Source organism: Pseudomonadota bacterium (genome assembly GCA_008501635.1).
Taxonomy (GTDB): domain Bacteria; phylum Pseudomonadota; class Gammaproteobacteria; order QQUJ01; family QQUJ01; genus QQUJ01.
In genome coordinates this window covers 538,942-556,759 of the sequence record QQUJ01000010.1, presented here as the reverse complement: position 1 = coordinate 556,759, position 17,818 = coordinate 538,942, and the positions used below count along the sequence as shown (strand labels likewise).

The 17,818-nt window shown below is 61.5% G+C and carries 15 protein-coding genes; 10 read left to right on the top strand and 5 right to left on the bottom strand.

Features of this window, described 5'->3' with window-relative positions; translation table 11 throughout:
• The 3 genes from DWQ09_05065 to DWQ09_05055 are packed head-to-tail and all read right to left on the bottom strand — an operon-like array spanning position 1 to position 3,155.
• Entirely contained in the window at positions 1-1,419 is a 1,419-nt protein-coding gene (locus DWQ09_05065; protein KAA3629612.1) for a glutamate--cysteine ligase, read from the bottom strand.
• A gap of 8 nt (positions 1,420-1,427) precedes the next feature.
• The gene (locus tag DWQ09_05060) at positions 1,428-2,123 is read right to left on the bottom strand and encodes a nucleotidyltransferase family protein (GenBank protein KAA3629611.1); all 696 of its coding nucleotides are present in this window, start codon (positions 2,121-2,123) and stop codon (positions 1,428-1,430) included.
• A gap of 45 nt (positions 2,124-2,168) precedes the next feature.
• On the bottom strand, positions 2,169-3,155 hold the full coding sequence (locus DWQ09_05055) for an aminoglycoside phosphotransferase (GenBank protein KAA3629610.1): 987 nt from the start codon (positions 3,153-3,155) through the stop codon (positions 2,169-2,171).
• A 171-nt stretch (positions 3,156-3,326) separates the two neighbouring features.
• Here DWQ09_05055 and DWQ09_05050 point away from each other — a divergent pair, with 171 nt between their 5' ends.
• From DWQ09_05050 to DWQ09_05035, 4 genes are read left to right on the top strand one after another with little or no spacing between them, the layout of a single operon-like run.
• Positions 3,327-5,534 (top strand): LPS-assembly protein LptD, encoded by a 2,208-nt coding sequence (locus DWQ09_05050; protein ID KAA3629609.1) that lies wholly within the window; start codon positions 3,327-3,329, stop codon positions 5,532-5,534.
• 15 nt (positions 5,535-5,549) lie between these two features.
• Positions 5,550-6,869 carry a molecular chaperone SurA gene (locus DWQ09_05045; GenBank protein ID KAA3629608.1) on the top strand — a complete coding sequence of 440 codons (1,320 nt, stop codon included), beginning with the start codon at positions 5,550-5,552 and terminating at the stop codon, positions 6,867-6,869.
• Positions 6,870-6,882: 13 nt separating this feature from the next.
• Positions 6,883-7,866 carry a 4-hydroxythreonine-4-phosphate dehydrogenase PdxA gene (gene pdxA, locus DWQ09_05040; GenBank protein KAA3629607.1) on the top strand — a complete coding sequence of 328 codons (984 nt, stop codon included), beginning with the start codon at positions 6,883-6,885 and terminating at the stop codon, positions 7,864-7,866.
• Positions 7,863-8,657: a 16S rRNA (adenine(1518)-N(6)/adenine(1519)-N(6))-dimethyltransferase RsmA gene (locus DWQ09_05035; GenBank protein KAA3629606.1), complete on the top strand. Its 795-nt coding sequence runs from the start codon at positions 7,863-7,865 to the stop codon at positions 8,655-8,657. The genes pdxA and DWQ09_05035 overlap by 4 nt, the downstream gene beginning before the upstream one ends.
• A 31-nt stretch (positions 8,658-8,688) precedes the next feature.
• Here DWQ09_05035 and DWQ09_05030 read toward each other — a convergent pair whose 3' ends face one another.
• Positions 8,689-9,564 carry a LysR family transcriptional regulator gene (locus DWQ09_05030; GenBank protein ID KAA3629605.1) on the bottom strand — a complete coding sequence of 292 codons (876 nt, stop codon included), beginning with the start codon at positions 9,562-9,564 and terminating at the stop codon, positions 8,689-8,691.
• A gap of 153 nt (positions 9,565-9,717) precedes the next feature.
• On the opposite strand from DWQ09_05030, the gene DWQ09_05025 reads away from it, so the two are divergent.
• The 6 genes from DWQ09_05025 to DWQ09_05000 all read left to right on the top strand — a co-directional run bounded on the left by DWQ09_05025 (position 9,718) and on the right by DWQ09_05000 (position 17,011).
• Positions 9,718-9,981, top strand: coding sequence for a DUF4242 domain-containing protein (locus tag DWQ09_05025; protein KAA3629604.1), 264 nt, complete (start codon positions 9,718-9,720; stop codon positions 9,979-9,981).
• Between the two features lie 166 nt (positions 9,982-10,147).
• Positions 10,148-11,608: a hypothetical protein gene (locus DWQ09_05020; GenBank protein ID KAA3629603.1), complete on the top strand. Its 1,461-nt coding sequence runs from the start codon at positions 10,148-10,150 to the stop codon at positions 11,606-11,608.
• Positions 11,609-12,309: 701 nt separating this feature from the next.
• On the top strand, positions 12,310-12,573 hold the full coding sequence (locus tag DWQ09_05015) for a DUF4212 domain-containing protein (protein KAA3629602.1): 264 nt from the start codon (positions 12,310-12,312) through the stop codon (positions 12,571-12,573).
• Between the two features lie 14 nt (positions 12,574-12,587).
• A complete protein-coding gene (locus tag DWQ09_05010) occupies positions 12,588-14,312 on the top strand; it encodes a cation acetate symporter (GenBank protein ID KAA3629601.1) in 1,725 nt (574 codons plus the stop codon).
• Between the two features lie 125 nt (positions 14,313-14,437).
• Positions 14,438-16,306, top strand: coding sequence for a cyclic nucleotide-binding/CBS domain-containing protein (locus tag DWQ09_05005; protein ID KAA3629600.1), 1,869 nt, complete (start codon positions 14,438-14,440; stop codon positions 16,304-16,306).
• Positions 16,307-16,315: 9 nt separating this feature from the next.
• Positions 16,316-17,011 (top strand): 3'-5' exonuclease, encoded by a 696-nt coding sequence (locus DWQ09_05000; GenBank protein KAA3629599.1) that lies wholly within the window; start codon positions 16,316-16,318, stop codon positions 17,009-17,011.
• Positions 17,012-17,022: 11 nt separating this feature from the next.
• Here the strand turns inward: DWQ09_05000 and DWQ09_04995 are convergent, their stop codons facing one another.
• Positions 17,023-17,712: a hypothetical protein gene (locus tag DWQ09_04995; protein KAA3629598.1), complete on the bottom strand. Its 690-nt coding sequence runs from the start codon at positions 17,710-17,712 to the stop codon at positions 17,023-17,025.
• Between the last annotated feature and the right edge of the window lie 106 nt (positions 17,713-17,818).

Genomic DNA, 17,818 nt, shown 5'->3' with positions numbered 1-17,818 from the left:
TCAAAACCCCCACTCGTGTACCGGTCGACCAGAGCGCTGTCGCTGGAGATAGGCGTAGGTCAACGCCTGCATATCGGGGCCATGCCGTTCCACATAGGCACGCTGCCAGGCTGCGCCATTGCGACCGGAACGAACCCGCCCCTCGATAACGCCCAGGAACTCTTCGATCTCCCCCGGGTTCAGTCCGAAACCCGCGAGACCCTCCCGCGCCAGAGGAAGCAGGTACTGCGCCAGCACATCGCGGATCGGCACCTCGCGGCCATCCAACCAGACGATCGTCGCCTCCAGACCAAAGCGTGCCGCGCGGTAGAAGTTTTCGCGCGCCGTGGTGAAAGCCAGGCCCCGCTCCGGCGGATCCGCGCTGCGCCCGAGCTGCGTGACCGCACCAAAAAACAGCGCGGCGTTGGCGATGCAATCGGTGACGGTGGGACCCGCGGGCACGACGCGATGCTCGATACGCAGATGCGGCACACCCGCGGTGTCGAAACCGATCAGTGGCCGATTCCAACGCCATATGGTGCCGTTATGCAACCGCAGGTGACTCAATTCTCCCGTGGCATCCGACCCCGCTTTGGGCAGGAGAATGGGAAAGGCATCGCGATTCTGGGAGAAACACTCGAACAGCGAGTCACGCAGGTAGTCGAATCCGAAAGTGACCCGATTGGGACTCTGCGGTCCCTCCACCGAGACGGCCTGCTCAAACAGCGGTATGCGCGTCTCATCCCACAGATCGTGGCCAAACAGGTAGGGCGAGTTGGCCGCGACCGCCACCATGGGCGCGGAAAGGATTTTCGACGCATTGTAGAAACGGGCGGCCTCGTGGGGTGCCACCTGCAGATGGATCTGAAACGAGGTTGTGGCTGCCTCCAGCATGAGATTGGCATGCTCGGTGCGCAGACGAGACCGTCCATCGATACGCAATGCGAGCGGTTTGCCACCCCGCAGTCTCAACACCTGCTCGTTGAGTGCCTGGTAGCGCTTCATGGACGACATGTTGTCAAGGTTGAATTCCGACTCGCAGGCGGTCGGCAACGTGCCGATCATCACCAACTCTGCACCCAGTTCCGCAGCGCAGCGGTTGCAGGCGTCCCAGGTCGTCTGCAGATCGTCGCGCATCGTGCCCAGGGCCACACCCTCGAGTTCCTGCGGTGGCGCATTGAGCTCAAGATTGAAGCTGGCCAGCTCGGGGACCACCAGATCACCCCCCACCCGCTCGATAACGGCGGCGTTGACCGGCGCAGGCTGCATCTCGCTGTCCACCAACCAGGATTCCAGCTCGAAACCGCCCACGCCAGTGTGATCGGCGAGCCGCCCCTCCTGAAACCAGTGCTCCAGCAGTTCGGTCTCCGCACGCAGATGCGCGTCGAATTCGGCGAAATCGCTTTCGCTAAAGTGGCTGCTGCTTATCTCTTGCCCCATAGATCACCCTAGGCCCGCGCTGAGCCGCCTTGCGCGGCCGCTAGCTTGTTGGTGGCCAGACGATCGGCCTCGGCGAGTCGCTCGGTCGTGCCGACATCCACCCACTCCCCCGCGTAGTGCTCACCGCTGACCCGACCGCGGGCGGCGACATCCCGCAACAGCGGCGCCAGGGGAAAGCGCTCCCGGGTGCTGCCGGCGAACAGCGCCGGATGATAAACCCCGATCCCGGAAAAGGTGAGCCGTCGGTTCGCAGCGATGCCGACGCGGCCCGCGTGCAACGAAAAATCCCCGCCCGGGTTATGGGGTGGATTGGCCACCAGCACCAGGTGCGCCATCTCCGGAGAGAGGCCCCGCAGGCGCGCGAACGGGTAATCGGTCCAGATATCACCGTTGACCACCAGGAACGGCGCATCACCCAGCAGCGGCAGGGCGCGCAGGACGCCACCCCCCGTTTCGAGCGCAACGCCCTCCGCGGAGTAACGAATACGCAGACCGTAGCGCTCGCCAGCGCCCAGGCGCTCCTCGATCCGTTCGCCAAGGTGGGCGTGGTTGATGACTACCTCGTGGAAACCAGCGGCAGACAAGGCCACCAGGTGGTGTTCGATGAGCGCGCGCCCCCCCGCTTGCAGCAGGGGCTTGGGCATATTGTCCGTCAGGGGACGCAGACGTTCGCCCCGCCCTGCTGCTAGTACCATCGCTTTCATGGCTTCACGTTACCGGGTGGATGGTTGGCCTGACAAGTGCGCAGCTTACTCGGGCAGTGCCCCGAGCGTGCTCAGTAGTTCATGGAGAGCGCACAGTTCAGGATAACGCGACGCGACGTCCGCCACGTAACCCAGGGTACGCGGAATGTCCTGCAGGTAATTGGGTTTGCCATCGCGGTAGTTGAGGCGCGCGAAAATTCCGCTGGCCTTGAGGTGGCGCTGAACACCCATGAGATCGAACCAGCGCAGGAAGCGCAGCTCGTCGAATTGGCGCAACACCCCCGACTGGTGAGCAAGGTTCTGGTAACCGAGCGCCCACTCCTCGACCCGCTCGCGCGGCCAGGCGATGTAGCAATCGCGCAGCAGCGAGACCAGATCGTAGGTTACCGGACCCCACACCGCATCCTGGAAATCGAGTATTCCTGGATTGTTGACCGGCGTGTGCAGCAGATTGCGCGAATGGTAATCGCGATGCACGAACACCTGTGGCTGAGAGAGCGCATTCGCCACCAGCAGCCGGTACGCGGCCTCGATGACCTCGTGCTGCGATCCGGTAAGCTCGAGTTGCAGATGGCGCCCCAGATACCAGTCGCGAAACAGCGCCATCTCCTGCAGCAGCAACGCCTCGTCGTAGGGCGGCAGCGTCTCCCTGACCTCGGCGCCACGCAGCTGCATCACCAGCAACGCACTCAGGGCATCGCCGTACAGCCGCTCGACCCGGGTCTCGTCGAGATGCTCCCGATAGAGCTCGGTGCCAAGATCACTCACCAGCAGGAAACCCAGCTCGGGTTCCTCGGCAAGGATCTCCGGGGCGTTCAATCCCCATCCGCGGAGTTGCCGTGCCACGCGCACGAAGGGCCGATTGTCTTCCTGCGCGGGCGGCGCGTCGACGGCGATGACGCTCTGCCCGTCATAGGTAACGCGAAAATAGCGCCTGAAACTGGCATCCCCCGATGCTGGTTCCAGGGCGAACGGCGGCAATCCCACGGCACCGCCAAGCCACTGCTTCAGTTGTTCGAGTCTCGCGCCCATGCTGTCTATCACCTCGCCAAGCGCGCACAGCTTAACCACTCCGAAGAGCGCGGGCCAGCCGTTTACCTCGGCAAGGGAGGACGAAATCAGTATGCTATTGAGCTTTGTACCACCACCTTGCGAAGACCAACGATCATCGTGTCCACGCCAGCTCCTCCCTGCCGCTGGGTAGTGTTTGCCATCCTGCTTTGCGGGGCGGTATCGATCACCGCTGCCGAAGAGGGAGAGCGTGCGTCCGACGATCCCTGGCGGTTATGCGGTCCATTCCAGCTTTCGGGTACTCTGGTACCGGAAGGCAATCGCGTCGATCCATTGCGCAACAGTGCCCCCATGGTGCTATCGGCCGATGAGGCCGAGACCACCGAACAGAGATCCCTGCTCCGCGGCCAGGTGCAGTTGCAGCGCGCCGACCAACGGGTCAGCGCCGATGAGCTGCGCTATGACGCTGAGACCTCCGAAGTGCAAACCAGCACCGGCTTGCATTATCAGGCGGGCGGCTTTGCGTTGTCGGCCGGCAAGGCCACGCTCAACCTCGACACCGAAACCGGCGAGCTGGAACAGGTCGAATTGGCGGGACGCGAAGACCACGCCCGCGCCGGCGCGGCACGCATGACTCTGGAGGGGCCGGATCGTACCCGGCTCCACGATTTCACCTATACCACCTGCGACGCTGACGCGGAGGCCTGGCGGCTGCGTGGCAGTGAAATCGTACTCGACGAGGCCGCAGGGTTCGGCACCGCTTATCACACCCGGATCGAACTGGGTAATGTGCCGGTTCTCTATCTCCCCTACATCAAGTTCCCCATCACCGATCGACGCATCACCGGATTTCTGCTGCCCGCCGTCAGCAGTTCCAGCAAAACCGGCACTGAAATCCGGGCGCCTTACTACATCAATCTCGCGCCCAATTACGACATGACCCTCACACCGCGGCTGATGTCAAAACGCGGGCTGCTGCTCGGCACCCAGTTTCGCTATCTCACCACCAACAGCAACGGCACCGCCGCGCTCGACTGGCTGCCGAGCGACGATGACTACAACAACGAGGATCGCGGACTGCTGGCCTACGACCACACCAGCCGATGGCGCAGCGGCTGGCAGTCCGAGATCGCGCTGGAATACGTCACCGACCAGGACTACCTGGAAGATTTTGGCGATACGCTGAGCATCTCCAGCACCACCCATCTGGAGAATCGCGCCGACCTCAACTATCTGGGAGCGCTGTGGGATTTCCGCGTTCGCGCCCAGGGCTACCAGACCATAGACCGAGCGATCGCCGAGAGCGACAAACCCTACCGGCGGGTGCCGCAACTGACACTCGGTCTGCGTCGGCCCGCGGCGCTGGGGGGTTGGGAACTCGATCTTGACAGTGAATGGGTCAGTTTCGATCACAGCCTCAATGAACATGGCGCACGCTTCGATCTGCTGCCGAGCATCAGCTATCCCATGAGCCGCGCCTGGGGTTATCTGACACCCAGATTGAGTGCCCGGCATACCGGCTATGAGCTCTCGAACCGCGCTCCGGGGGCACCTCCCCAACCCGAGCGCAACCTCTATCTCTTCAGTGTCGATGGTGGTCTCACCTTTGAACGTACTGTCGCCCTGCGCGGTCATTCCTACACCCAGACGCTGGAGCCGCGCCTGTTCTACCTGCGGGTGCCCTACGAAAACCAGGACGACCTGCCGGTGTTCGATACCACCGAGCCCGATTTCAGCTTCGCCAGCCTGTTCCGTGAAAACCGCTTCAGCGGCGCCGATCGTGTCGGCGACGCCGACCAGCTGACCCTCGCTCTGACCAGCCGGCTGCTCGACGATGCCAGCGGGCGCGAGCAGCTGCGTGCCAGTATCGGTCAGATTCACTATTTTCGTGACCGCCTGGTGCAACTTCCCGGCACTGCGGCGGCGACACGCGAGAAATCCGACATCATTGCCGAACTCGCGGTGCAACTCCCGCACCACTGGAACGCCGCTGCAACGTTGCAGTGGGATCCCGATATTGATCGCGGTACAAAAAACAGTCTGCGCCTCCAGTACCGGCCTTCGAACGAGCGCATCTTCAATTTCGGCTATCGCTTCCAGGAAAACGAGCTCGAACAGACCGACCTCTCGCTACGGTGGCCCTTCAACCCGCGCTGGCACGGCGTCGCGCGCTGGAACTATTCGCTGCTGAACAGCAGGGATCTGGAGACCTTTATCGGTGTCGAATACGAGAGTTGCTGTTGGGCGCTGCGCCTCGTTGGCCGCCGCTTCCTGAACGACGACGACGGGACTTATAACAGCAGCGTCATGCTGCAGCTGGTGCTCAAGGGGCTGGCCAAGTTTGGTGGCAGCGTCGAGAGCGTTTTGGAACGTGGTATCCTTGATTACCATCCCGACTAGACACCCCGAACACCAATGAAATTGCTTACTCCGTTAGTCTTTGCGTGGTCCCTGCTGCCGATGCTACTCGCGCTCAACACCTCCGCGGCACTTGCCGCGACCCAGCGTTCGGAAGTCACTACTCTCGACCGGATCGTCGCGGTGGTCAACGACGATGTGATCGTTGCCAGCGAGTTGGAGGGAAAGATCCAGGAGCTCAGCAAACGCCTGACGCAGCAGGCGACCCGGCTGCCACCCGAGGATGTGCTGCGTCGTCAGTTGCTGGAACGCGAGATCCTCAACCGTATCCAGCTGCAATTGGCGGCGCGCAGCGGCATCACCGTTGACGATCCCAGTCTCAATAACGCCATGCGTGAGCTCGCGCAGCGCAACAAGCTGACCCTCGACCAGTTTCGCCAGGTACTGGAACGCGACGGCTTCGATTACGCCGCGTTCCGCGAGGAGATTCGCGAGGAGATGACCATCTCTCAGCTGCGCCGGCGCGAGGTTGTCAATCGCATCAATGTCAGCGATCGGGAGATCGAGGAGTTCATCGAACGTCACGGCGCACCGGGCCAGAACAATCGCGAGTTCCGCCTGGGCCATATCCTGATCGCCCTACCCGAGGCGGCCACCTCTGATCAGATCAGCGAGGCCCGTGAGCAGGCCGCGCGTACCGCGACCGAGTTACGCAACGGCGCCGATTTCGCGCAGATGGCTCTCGCGGTTTCAGCCGGTCAGCAGGCGCTGCAGGGCGGTGATCTCGGCTGGCGCAAGGCAAGCGAGGTTCCTTCGTTGTTTGCCGAGGCGCTGCGTCAGTTGCAGACCGGCGATATCAGCGATCCGATACGCAGCGCCAGCGGATTTCACATCATCAAACTTCTCGAGACACGCGGCGAAGAGGCCGTGGTGGTAACCCAGACCCACGCGCGACACATCCTGATCCGCACCGATGCCATCACCAGCGATCAGCAGGCGCAGCAGCGGCTCGCCCTGCTGCGCAGTCGTATCCTGGCCGGAGCCGACTTTGCCGAACTGGCGCGCGCCAATTCCCAGGATCCCGGCTCGGCGGTCGCCGGCGGCGATCTGGGCTGGTTTGGTCCGGGACGGATGGTGCCCCAGTTCGAGCAGATGATCGACAGCCTGCCGCTCAATACCCTGAGCGAGCCGTTCCGCACCCGTTATGGCTGGCACCTGGTGGAGGTATTGGGGCGACGCAAACACGACGACACGGCGGAGTATCAGCGCGCACAGGTAATCAACGAGATCCGCAAACACAAGACCGAGGAAGAGCTCGAGCTCTGGTTACGGCGGCTGCGCGACGAGGCTTACGTCGAGCTGCGGCCCGAGGAGTGACCGCTTCCCGGCTATGCCCCCGGTAGCCTCCATTGCCTTCACGCCCGGCGAACCCGCCGGGATCGGTCCGGATCTCTGCGCGCATCTGCTCGATCATCCGTTGCGCCCGCACCTGGTCGCCATCGCCGACCCCGAACTGATACGTGAACGCACCCGCGCCCTGGGCCGGGCAGTCGAACCGGTCGCGGCTGACACCCCGGCCACTGCCGTCCCCGCCAACGGTCTGCGCGTCGAAGCGGTCGCTCTCGCCGTTGCCTCCACCCCCGGGAAGCTCGACACGCGCAACAGCGGGTATGTGCTTGACGCATTGCGCCTCGCCGCTGCCGGCTGCCAGACGGGGCGCTACGCGGCACTGGTGACCGGTCCGGTGCACAAAGGGATCATCAACGAAGCGGGGATCGCGTTCAGCGGTCATACCGAGTTTCTGGCCGAACGCGTCGGCGGTCACCCGGTAATGATGCTCGCCTGCCCCGGATTGCGGGTCGCCCTCGCGACCACGCATCTGTCCCTGCATGCCGTCGCCGCCGCCATCACGCCAACGACCCTGGAAACCGTCATCCGCATCCTCGATCGCGATCTGCGCCAGCGCTTCGGCATCGCCCGGCCGCGGATCGTGGTGTGCGGGCTCAATCCGCACGCCGGCGAAGGCGGCCATCTGGGACGCGAGGAGGTCGAGGTGATCGGGCCCGTTCTGCAGCGCCTCACCGCCGAAGGGATGGTTCTGCAAGGTCCGGTACCGGCCGATACCGTCTTCACACCCCCCTGTCTGGCGCGTACCGACGTGGTATTGGCCATGTACCACGATCAAGGTCTGCCAGTACTCAAGCATCTGGGGTTCGGGCGCAGCGTCAACATCACATTGGGGCTGCCCATCATCCGCACCTCGGTCGATCACGGCACCGCACTGGACTTGGCCGGCAGCGGCAATGCGGATTCAGGCAGCCTGTTCGCCGCCATCGACACCGCATTTGAACTGGCGCGCGTCAGCGCCCGATGAAACACCGTCCGCGTAAACGTTTCGGCCAGAACTTTCTGCACGACCAGAGTGTCATCCAGCGCATTGTCGATGCCATCGATCCGCGCCCCGGACAACACCTCGTCGAAATCGGACCCGGTCAGGGTGCGCTCACGCGGCCACTGCTGGAACGCGCTGGCGCCCTGGAGGTAATCGAACTCGATCGCGACCTCATCGAACCGTTGCGGTTACTCGACAACGCCAACGCACGACTCACGGTATACCAGGCCGACGCCCTGCGCTTCGACTTTGGGCAGCTGGTCCGTGAAGGCAGGCTGCGCGTGGTGGGCAACCTGCCCTACAACATCTCCACACCGCTGCTGTTTCATCTGCTCGATCAGGCAGCGGTGATCGAGGACATGCACTTCATGCTGCAGAAAGAGGTGGTGGAGCGCATGGCCGCCCAACCCGGCGGAGGGGACTGGGGGCGGCTCAGCGTGATGATCCAGTACCGCTGCGCCGTTACGCCACTGTTCGTGGTGCGCCCCGGCGCCTTTCACCCGCCGCCGAAGGTCGATTCCATGATCGTGCGGCTGACTCCCTACGCCACGCCGCCGGTAACGGTCACCGAACCGGCGCTGCTTTCCAAAGTCGTCAATCAAGCCTTCTCCATGCGCCGCAAGACGCTGCGCAACGCTCTCAAGGGATGGGTATCGCCGGAGCAGTGGACGGCGCTGGCGATTGATTCCCGGCGCCGTCCCGAAACTCTGTCGTTGGCGGAGTTCGCTGTGATCACCAACTGCGTACGCGACCCGCGATCAAGCAACGCCTGATCGCTTCACACACCGCCCACTGACGTCGCAGCTACTGCCAGTTGAACGCCGACACCTCGCGCATGAAGGCGCTTGCGGCCGGTGTCAGTTTTCGCCCCGGCATCCGCACCAGGCGGATCTCGCGCATGACTTCGGGATCGATCAGCGGCCTTGCAAGGACGCCATGGTGTGTGATGGAGCATTCCGGCATGAAGGCAAATCCCATCCCCGCCGCCACCATCGCCTGGATCCAATCCTCGCGTTCGCTGCGAAAGTTCGCATAGAGCTTGATGTTGCGCTGGCCGCAGACGCCCATGACAATCTCCCGCAGTTCGCAGGCCAACCGGTCGACATAGTGTTCGTCAGAGACGTCCGCCAGCGCGACCGCAGTCTGATTCTTGAACCGGTGGTGGGGCGGGAAGACTACCAGGTAGCGCTCCGCGTAGATCAACTGCGTGCGGTAACGCTCGTCAAAACCCTGCGGTGACGAGAGGATCGCGATATCCAGCTCATCGTCGCGCAGTTTGCGGTCCAGCTGCTCCAGCGAACCCTCGTGGACTTCAAGATCGACGCCCGGATTTTTGTATTGGTAGGTGGCGAGGCAGTTGCCGATCCGGCTGGGACCGATGGTCGACATGATTCCCACCTTCAACGGCGCCCGCTCCAGCAAGCGGTAACCCTTGGCCGCCTCCTGCGCCGACTCCATCTCGCCCATGAGGCTCTCGAACCGCGGCTGCATCAGTTCACCAAGAGGACTGAGGTTTATTCGGCGGCCCTCGCGGTGAAACAACGGATCTCCCAATTCCGCTTCCAGCTTCTTGATGGCTGTCGTCAACGCCGGCTGCGAGACACCGCACTCCTCGGCGGCCTTGGTAAAGCTGCGATTTCTACAAACGCTCAGAAAGTAGCGAACCTGATGGATTTCCATAAACACCCCCCCAAAAAAGTGCGGCGGATACCCGCCGGAAAACCGCGCCAGAATTCATAAACGTTAGCTATCAAACAATAACCGAACCCTCCTTGTTGCTCGGACCACTGCGGAACAGACTCGTCTCACCATCACAAGCGAGAGGAGCCTGCCATGTCAGTTTATATGGTCGAACGCGATCTGCCGGGCATTTCGATGGAACAGCTGGGCGCGGCGCAACGCTCCGCGATCCAGACCGCCGAGCGGTTCACCCAGGCGGGAAGGTCGGTGCGTTACCTGCACAGCACCTTCGTCCCCAAGGAACATCGGTGCATGTGCCTGTTCGAAGCCAACCGATCCGAAGACGTCGCCGCCGTCAACCAGGAGGCCAACATCCCCTACCAGCGGATTGTTGAGGCACTGGATTTGCGTCCTTGAATCAACTCCGTAACGAACCGAAGGAGGCATACCTCCCGAACCGGAAAACGAATGGTTTAGAGAGTGCAATCACGTGGAAAAGGCGGGCCCGCCGCATAGCGCGACAGGCCCTGAAAAAAACAAGGCAAGTTGGAGAGCAGGCGTGGAGGCTTGCGAGGAGAAGTGTATGAACAGACCCCAATTGAATCCGCTACCGGGAGTGGGCTTTAACCCCGTACTCCTTCTGATCCTGGCTTTCCACCGGATGCTGGCACTGGCTGCCGGTCTGTTCCTGGCAGCGTGCAATGGTGGAACGTCGCCGCCCACCATCACAGTCGGCAGCAGCGGTGGCGGGGCGGATGTGTACTATTTTGAGGCTGACGATGACGTGAGTGGCTACGAGCTGTGGAGAACCGACGGCACTGCGGCCGGCACCTATATGGTGAGGGATATCAATGCTTCCGCGAGTTCGGGGCCCGATGACTTCACTATCTTCAATGGCGAAGTCTACTTCAGCGCAGACGATGGCGTTTTCGGCGAGGAGCTCTGGAAGACCGACGGCACCGTCGGCGGCACCCAGATGGTGCTGGACATCAACGCCACCGGCCCCTGGGGTTCCTCGCCTCAGAACTTTACGATTCTCAATGGCGAGCTCTTTTTCATCGCCGACGACGGGGTGAGTGGCTACGAGCTCTGGAAGACCGATGGCACTACCCATGGCACCGTGATGGTGATGGACATCAACACTGCGGATGGTTCCTACCCGCAAAACTTCGCGGTGTTCAACGGCGAACTCTATTTCAGCGCGGACAACGGCATCGTGGGCCACCAGCTCTGGAAGAGCGACGGCACCGTGGCCGGCACCCATATCGTCAGGTACATCAACTTCACGGGATCCGCCTTTCCCTCCGGCTTCACGGAATTCAACAGCGAGCTCTATTTCAGCGCCGACGACGGCTCCAGCGGCACCGAACTCTGGAAAACCAACGGCACCGAGGCAGGTACCGTGCTGGTGAAGGACATCAATATCGTCGGCGGTGTCGGAGCGGGTTCGGGACCCAGGCGCCTCACTGTCCTGAATGGTGCGCTTTACTTCCTGGCAGACGACGGTTTGGGGGGCCGCGAGCTCTGGCAGACCGACGGTACCGAACCTGGCACCGTGATGGTCAGAGACATTAATCCCAACCCCAATGCAGGCTCCGGCGCCATCGGCCTCGCGCGATTCAACGGCGAACTCTATTTTCAGGCCAATGATGGCAGCGGCAGTGGCGTGGCGCTCTGGAAGAGCGATGGCACAGAGGCAGGCACCGTGGCGGTGAGATATGTCACTCCCTATATCTACGACCTCGAAGACGGTGGTTTCGCGATCTTCAACAACGAGCTCTATTTCCGCGGCAGTGACGGCATAAACGGTGATGAACTCTGGAAAACCGACGGCACCACGGCAGGCACGGTGATGGTGAAGAACATCAATCTGACCGTCAGCGTGAACTCGTACGCCTCCAATTTCAGGCTGCTCGATGGCCTATTGCTGTTCGATGCCGACGATGGTGTCAACGGCAACGAACCCTGGAGGACAGACGGTACGGAGTCCGGTACCGTGATGGTGAGGGACATCTGCCCCGGCCCGTGCTCCGGCATCGATTGAATCGGCCGAAGCCCACAGGCTGGAGGGAGCCATGCCCACAGTACGTTTCTGACTGGATCCCCCATCAGTTCCATCCGCGATCCGCCGTCGTGCGGGCGGATCGCTACTGGTCAGTAACGTGGCAGGGGTAGGAAAGAGTAAACGGGCAAAAGCCCTTTTCATCTGAGGATGTCGCTACTGTCAAACAGGAAGGCCGCAACCTATACAGCAGAATTAGGCTTTGACCCCTTTTTCACTTCACTTTTGACCCCTTTTTCACTTTTTCACCGTGGTGCACCTGCCCACCTTCGCCCAGGTCGTGACCAAAGCCTTCTCCATGCGCCGCAAAACCCTGCGCAAGGCCCTGCCAATCCAGTACCAGTCTGCTAACTTAATGAAAAATCTGCGATATTTTTTGTGTATGTTCCTATCGGTAACACTTCACCGTTACTGGTGCGGCGCGTCAATGTTACTTGCGGTAACAAATAACCCCACTGACAACCCCGACGCATTGGTCACTCAGGCAGTAATCCCCTGCTATCAAGGGCTTGCATGAATTGGCCCAATTCGTGCGCGTAGATTCGTTGATGAACCGGGTAGCCCTTCCACTACGGAGGGAACCTCAGCCTCCAGGAACTCAAGCATCGGCTGGGGAAGAGAGAGGCGATACAACCAGGCCTGGGCATCGGTAACCATCAACTGACATCTACGGAGGGCTCTAAATGAGTGCATCATCAACCTCGGGTGCGGCCTATTGGAAGGCCAACATCCGGCTCGTGACGATTCATTTGATCGTCTGGGCATTAGTTTCTTACGGATTCGGGATCATCCTGCGTCCAGTCCTGTCCGGAATCCCGATCGGCGGCACCGATCTCGGCTTCTGGTTCGCCCAGCAGGGGTCCATGTTCGTCTTCATTGCGCAGATCTTCATCTACGCCGCGCAGATGAACAAACTCGACCGTCTGCACGACGTTCACGAAGACTGAGGGGGATCGGATAAATGGATCTGCAAACACTGACTTTTATCGTTGTCGGCGCCACTTTTGCGCTGTACATCGGTATCGCTATCTGGGCCAAGGCGGCCACCACAGGTGAGTTCTACGCCGCCGGCCGGGGCATTCACCCGGTCGCCAACGGCATGGCCACCGCGGCTGACTGGATGTCCGCAGCCTCTTTCATCTCCATGGCCGGCCTGATCGCCTTCCTCGGCTACGATGCCTCCCTGTTCCTGATGGGCTGGACCGGCGGTTACGTGCTGCTGGCGATGCTGCTCGCGCCCTACCTGCGCAAGTTCGGCAAGTTCACGGTTCCGGAGTTCATCGGCGACCGCTACTACTCGCAGACCGCGCGCATCGTGGCCGTCATCTGCCTGATCGTCGCCTCACTGACCTACGTAATCGGTCAGATGAAGGGTATCGGTGTGGCATTCTCGCGCTTCCTGGAAGTGGATTTCGCGACCGGCCTCTTCACCGGTATGGCCATCGTGTTCATTTACGCCGTCGTCGGTGGCATGAAGGGAATTACCTACACCCAGATCGCCCAGTACTGCGTGCTGATCATGGCCTACACCATCCCCGCAATCTTCATCTCGCTGCAGCTGACCGGCAACCCGATCCCGCAGATGGGCCTGTTCAGCAGCCTCTCGGACGGCACACCGCTGCTCGGCAAGCTGAACAGCATCGTAACGGACCTGGGCTTCGCCGAGTACACGGCACGCAAGACCAGCATGCTGAACATGACGCTCTACACCTTCTCGCTCATGATCGGTACCGCGGGTCTGCCGCACGTCATCATCCGCTTCTTCACGGTGCCGAAGGTGCGTGATGCACGTGCTTCAGCCGGTTGGGCGCTGGTGTTCATCGGCATCCTCTACACCACTGCTCCGGCCGTGGGCGCGATGGCCTTCTACAACCTGGCCAACACCGTGCAGCCGAGCAAGGGTGCGGAGAACTCCATGCAGTACGAAGCCCGTCCCCAGTGGTTCAAGAACTGGGAGAAGACCGGTCTGCTGAAGTTCGAGGACAAGAACAGCGACGGTCGCGTCCAGTACAGCAAGGGCGCCGACAACGAGCTCCAGGTCGACCGCGACATCATGGTGCTGGCCAACCCCGAGATCGCCAAACTGCCCAACTGGGTGATCGCCCTGGTGGCTGCCGGTGGTCTGGCGGCCGCGCTCTCCACTGCGGCGGGTCTGCTCCTGGCGATCGCATCGTCCATCTCGCACGATCTGCTGAAGGGCGTCTTCAACCCGACCATCTCGGAGAAGGGTGAGCTGTTGGCGGCACGTATCGCCATGGCGGGCTCGATCGGTGTGGCCGGCTACTTCGGCCTGCATCCACCGGGATTCGCGGCACAGGTGGTGGCCTTGGCCTTTGGTCTGGCGGCCTCTTCCATCTTCCCCGCGCTGATGATGGGTATCTTCAACAAGCGCGCCAACAACACCGGCGCCGTAATGGGCATGTTGGCCGGTCTGGGATCCACCCTGATCTATATTTTCTGGTTCAAGGGCTGGTTCTTTATCCCGGGCACCGAAATGGCGAAGAACGTCGCCGACAACTGGTTCCTGGGGATCTCTCCGGAGGCCTTCGGTGCCGTGGGCGCGATGATCAACTTCGCGGTCAGCGGTATCGTCTCCAGGGTCACCACTGCGCCACCGGAGCACATCCAGCATCTGGTGGAAGACATCCGCGTGCCGAAAGGTGCGGGTGGTGCTGTCGACCACTGAACACATCGCAATTGATGTGAGCTAGACTAAGGACCCCGCCCAGGCGGGGTCCTTTTTTTTGACCTGCCTCAAGATAACTCTAACGCGAACGCGGTAGAAAAAGGCGAAACACAACGGAGAGCGTAATGGAAGTTGAACTGCTCGAGATCCGGGATTTCCTCGCATCCCACCACCCCTTCGATCAGCTGCCGGACGCTGCGCTATCCGAACTGCCGCCTAAACTGGAAGTGCGCTACTTCCGCCGCGAATCCCCCGTTCCCGACACCGGTTCATTATGGAACAACCTGTCCATCATCCGCACCGGCGCCATCGAATTGCGTAGCCCCGACGATGAGCTCCTGGCGCACCTTGGCGAGGGCGACCTGTTCGGTTATCGCGTCTCCCAGCAGGAGGAGGACAGCCGCTACCGCGGCATCGCCATGGAGGACAGCCTGCTCTATCAACTCGCCCCCGAAGAGGTGGATCAGCTCTGCAACGCCTACGCGCAGTTCGCCTATTTTTTCAGCCCGGTCGGCGGTAAACGCCTGCGTGGCGCTATCGCTCAGGCAGGACAGGAGACCGATACGCAACTCAATCTGATGAGCACGCCGGTGAGCGAGCTGATTGGCAAGCGCGCGCCCATCGCGGTTTCGCCGGAGACATCGATCCGCGAAGCCGCAAGCATCATGAGCGAAAAGCGCATCTCCTCGATTCTGATTGTCGAGCAGGAACATCTGTTCGGCATCGTCACCGACCGCGACCTGCGCACCCGTGTCGTCGCCGAAGGGCTGGATTTCAATCTGCCCATCATGGAGATCGCCACGGTAGCGCCGCTGACGCTCTCCATCGACAGCTTTGCCTTCGACGCCCTGCTGCTGATGGCGCGGCACAATCTGCATCACCTGCCGGTGATGAACGAGCACGAGGTGGTCGGCATGATCACCGCCACCGATCTCACTGAACGCCACACCACCTCGGCGGTCTATCTGGCGGGCGATATCTACAAGCAGCACACCATCGAGGGCTTGCGTGAAGTCAGCGCAAAGATCCCGCAGCTGTTACAGAATCTCGCTGCCGCCGACGCCACGGCGCACAGCTCCGGGCACATCATCACGGCAGTGGGCGATGCGGTCACCACACGCCTGCTGCAGCTCGCCGAGATCAAGTTCGGCCCGCCACCGGTGGACTTCACCTGGGTTGCCGCCGGCTCTCAGGCCCGCAACGAGCAGACCGCCCACTCCGACCAGGACAACTGCATGATCCTGGACAACAGCTACGACCCCGAAGAACATGGTGAGTACTTTCGCGAGTTCACAAAGTTTGTCTGCGATGGTCTCGATGCGTGCGGGTATGTCTACTGCCCGGGAGAGATAATGGCAATGACCGACCAGTGGCGCCAGCCGTTAAAAGGCTGGAAGGAGTACTTCTCCAAGTGGATCAACGAGCCCAATCCCCAGGCGCTGATGCTGACCTGCGTCTTTTTCGATCTGCGCTATATCTACGGTGACGATCAACTGCTCAAGGACCTGCGCCAATTTGTGCTGGAGCGTACCCGCAACAACACCATCTTCCTTGCGTACATGGTGGGCAACGCCCTCACCCATCAACCACCACTGGGTTTCTTCCGCAACTTCGTGCTGATCCGCGGTGGTGAGCACAACAACACCTTCGATCTCAAACACACCGGCATCGCGCCCATCGTCGACCTGGCGCGGGTCTACGCCCTGGCGGCGGGCCACAATGCGGTCAATACCCAGGAACGACTCACTATATCGGCCAGCAGCGGCGAAGTCAGTGAAGAGGGGGCGCGCGATCTGCGCGATGCGCTGGAGTTCATCAGTTCACTGCGCATCCAGCACCAGGCGCGGCGGCTGAAGGCCGGCAAACCGGCCAACAACTACATGTCACCGGACGATCTCTCGAACTTCGAGCGCAATCACCTCAAGGATGCCTTCTCGATCGTTCGAACCATGCAGAGCGTGCTCGCCCAGCGTTACCAGGTTGGGCGGTTCTGATACGCCTGTATGGGACTCTGGAAATCCCTCTTCGGCCTCGACAAACGGCGGCGGCGTCTATTGCGCAAGGTGCCCAAAGGGCCTTTGCGCAACTACTACGAGATCCCCTTCCCCGATCCCGACAGCGACTGGCGGCACGTCAGCTATCTGCCCATCGACCTCGAAACCACTGGCTTGAATCCGAAGAAAGAGGAGATTCTCAGCGTCGGTTACGCAGCCATCCACGGCCAACGCCTCTGTCTGTCTGAGTCGGCCCACTACCTGACCCGCCCGTCACGGGACATCCCCGAGTCGTCCGCCGTTGTTCACGGCATCATGGACGATGAGGCCTCAGGCGCAGCCTCACTGGAGGAGGCCTTGCCACACATGCTGCGCGCCCTGGCGGGCAAGGTGATGGTGGCACACTACGCGGTGATCGAAACCGGTTTCCTCAGCGAAGCGTGCCAGCGGATCTATGGTTTTCCACTGATCGGGCCGGTGGTGGACACATTGGAACTGGATGCACGAATACTGCGCCAGACCGGCCGGATCCCCAAACAGGGCGAGTTGCGCCTGGCGGCGCTGCGCGAGCGCTACGGTCTGCCCCGCTACCCCGCCCACAATGCCCTCATCGACGCCATCGCGGCCGGAGAACTGTTCCTGGCGCAAGCGGCCTATCGATCCGAAGGCAAGCCGTTCCCTCTGAAGCGACTGCTCGCCAATTGACGCGTCGGGTATCAGCGCCGCGTTTTCTTCGGCTCGGCGGTCTCGCCAGGCTTGAGGCCGATGTCGGTGGCCAGCACGTTGTCCACAAAGCGATACCCCACCTTGCGCACCGAGAGCAGCAGAAACAGCGCCTGCGCACCAAAGACGAAGACGTAGGGGCTGGAGATGACGAAGGGCACACCCCACTTCAGCGCCCAGACAACCAGAAAGATCCCCAGATAAAAGACGCTCAAAAAGTAGAGGTCGCGCAGCAGATGCCAGTAGGCACGCGTGCTCATGATCAACGTATTGCCGGCATGCTTGCGGTAAACCGATTCCCAGACCTGAAACTGTACATCCGGCGCGAACGCGGACTCTTTGACTGCGGGATAGGCCTTGAGCACCGCCGCGGAATCGAACGGCTGACGGCGTGTGGTCATAAACACCGTGCACGCCGGGTGCCCGAGTTTCACACTGAAATAGCTCAGCGCATTTTTCCACTCGGCACCCAACCGCACCACCAGCAGCATGCCTGCAACGGCGGCGATCACGGCGGTGGCCGCCACGCTTCCGATCCCCTCTATCTCATCCCAATGGATCAGCGTGGCGGCGAAGGGCTCGTAACCGAAAGGTAGATTGAGCAGAAACAGGTAGATCATCACCGCATTGAAGGTCGTATAGAGCGTGACCATCAGGCGATGGAAATACTGAGCCAATTTCATGGGTTGATTAACCTCGTCATCGACGGCCCGTTGACCGCCTCTCCCCTGAACGCAGGGCCTGATCGTCCATCGTCAGACCTCTGTTCTGCGGCAACCGCCTGGTCGC

Excerpts from the sequence above, each read along its gene's own strand:
- DWQ09_05065 (KAA3629612.1), bottom strand. The coding sequence starts at position 1,419 with ATGGGGCAAGAGATAAGCAGCAGCCACTTTAGCGAAAGCGATTTCGCC.
- DWQ09_05060 (KAA3629611.1), bottom strand. The coding sequence starts at position 2,123 with ATGAAAGCGATGGTACTAGCAGCAGGGCGGGGCGAACGTCTGCGTCCC.
- DWQ09_05055 (KAA3629610.1), bottom strand. The coding sequence starts at position 3,155 with ATGGGCGCGAGACTCGAACAACTGAAGCAGTGGCTTGGCGGTGCCGTG.
- DWQ09_05045 (KAA3629608.1), top strand. The coding sequence starts at position 5,550 with ATGAAATTGCTTACTCCGTTAGTCTTTGCGTGGTCCCTGCTGCCGATG.
- pdxA (KAA3629607.1), top strand. The coding sequence starts at position 6,883 with ATGCCCCCGGTAGCCTCCATTGCCTTCACGCCCGGCGAACCCGCCGGG.
- DWQ09_05035 (KAA3629606.1), top strand. The coding sequence starts at position 7,863 with ATGAAACACCGTCCGCGTAAACGTTTCGGCCAGAACTTTCTGCACGAC.
- DWQ09_05030 (KAA3629605.1), bottom strand. The coding sequence starts at position 9,564 with ATGGAAATCCATCAGGTTCGCTACTTTCTGAGCGTTTGTAGAAATCGC.
- DWQ09_05025 (KAA3629604.1), top strand. The coding sequence starts at position 9,718 with ATGTCAGTTTATATGGTCGAACGCGATCTGCCGGGCATTTCGATGGAA.
- DWQ09_05020 (KAA3629603.1), top strand. The coding sequence starts at position 10,148 with ATGAACAGACCCCAATTGAATCCGCTACCGGGAGTGGGCTTTAACCCC.
- DWQ09_05015 (KAA3629602.1), top strand. The coding sequence starts at position 12,310 with ATGAGTGCATCATCAACCTCGGGTGCGGCCTATTGGAAGGCCAACATC.
- DWQ09_05010 (KAA3629601.1), top strand. The coding sequence starts at position 12,588 with ATGGATCTGCAAACACTGACTTTTATCGTTGTCGGCGCCACTTTTGCG.
- DWQ09_05005 (KAA3629600.1), top strand. The coding sequence starts at position 14,438 with ATGGAAGTTGAACTGCTCGAGATCCGGGATTTCCTCGCATCCCACCAC.
- DWQ09_05000 (KAA3629599.1), top strand. The coding sequence starts at position 16,316 with ATGGGACTCTGGAAATCCCTCTTCGGCCTCGACAAACGGCGGCGGCGT.
- DWQ09_04995 (KAA3629598.1), bottom strand. The coding sequence starts at position 17,712 with ATGAAATTGGCTCAGTATTTCCATCGCCTGATGGTCACGCTCTATACG.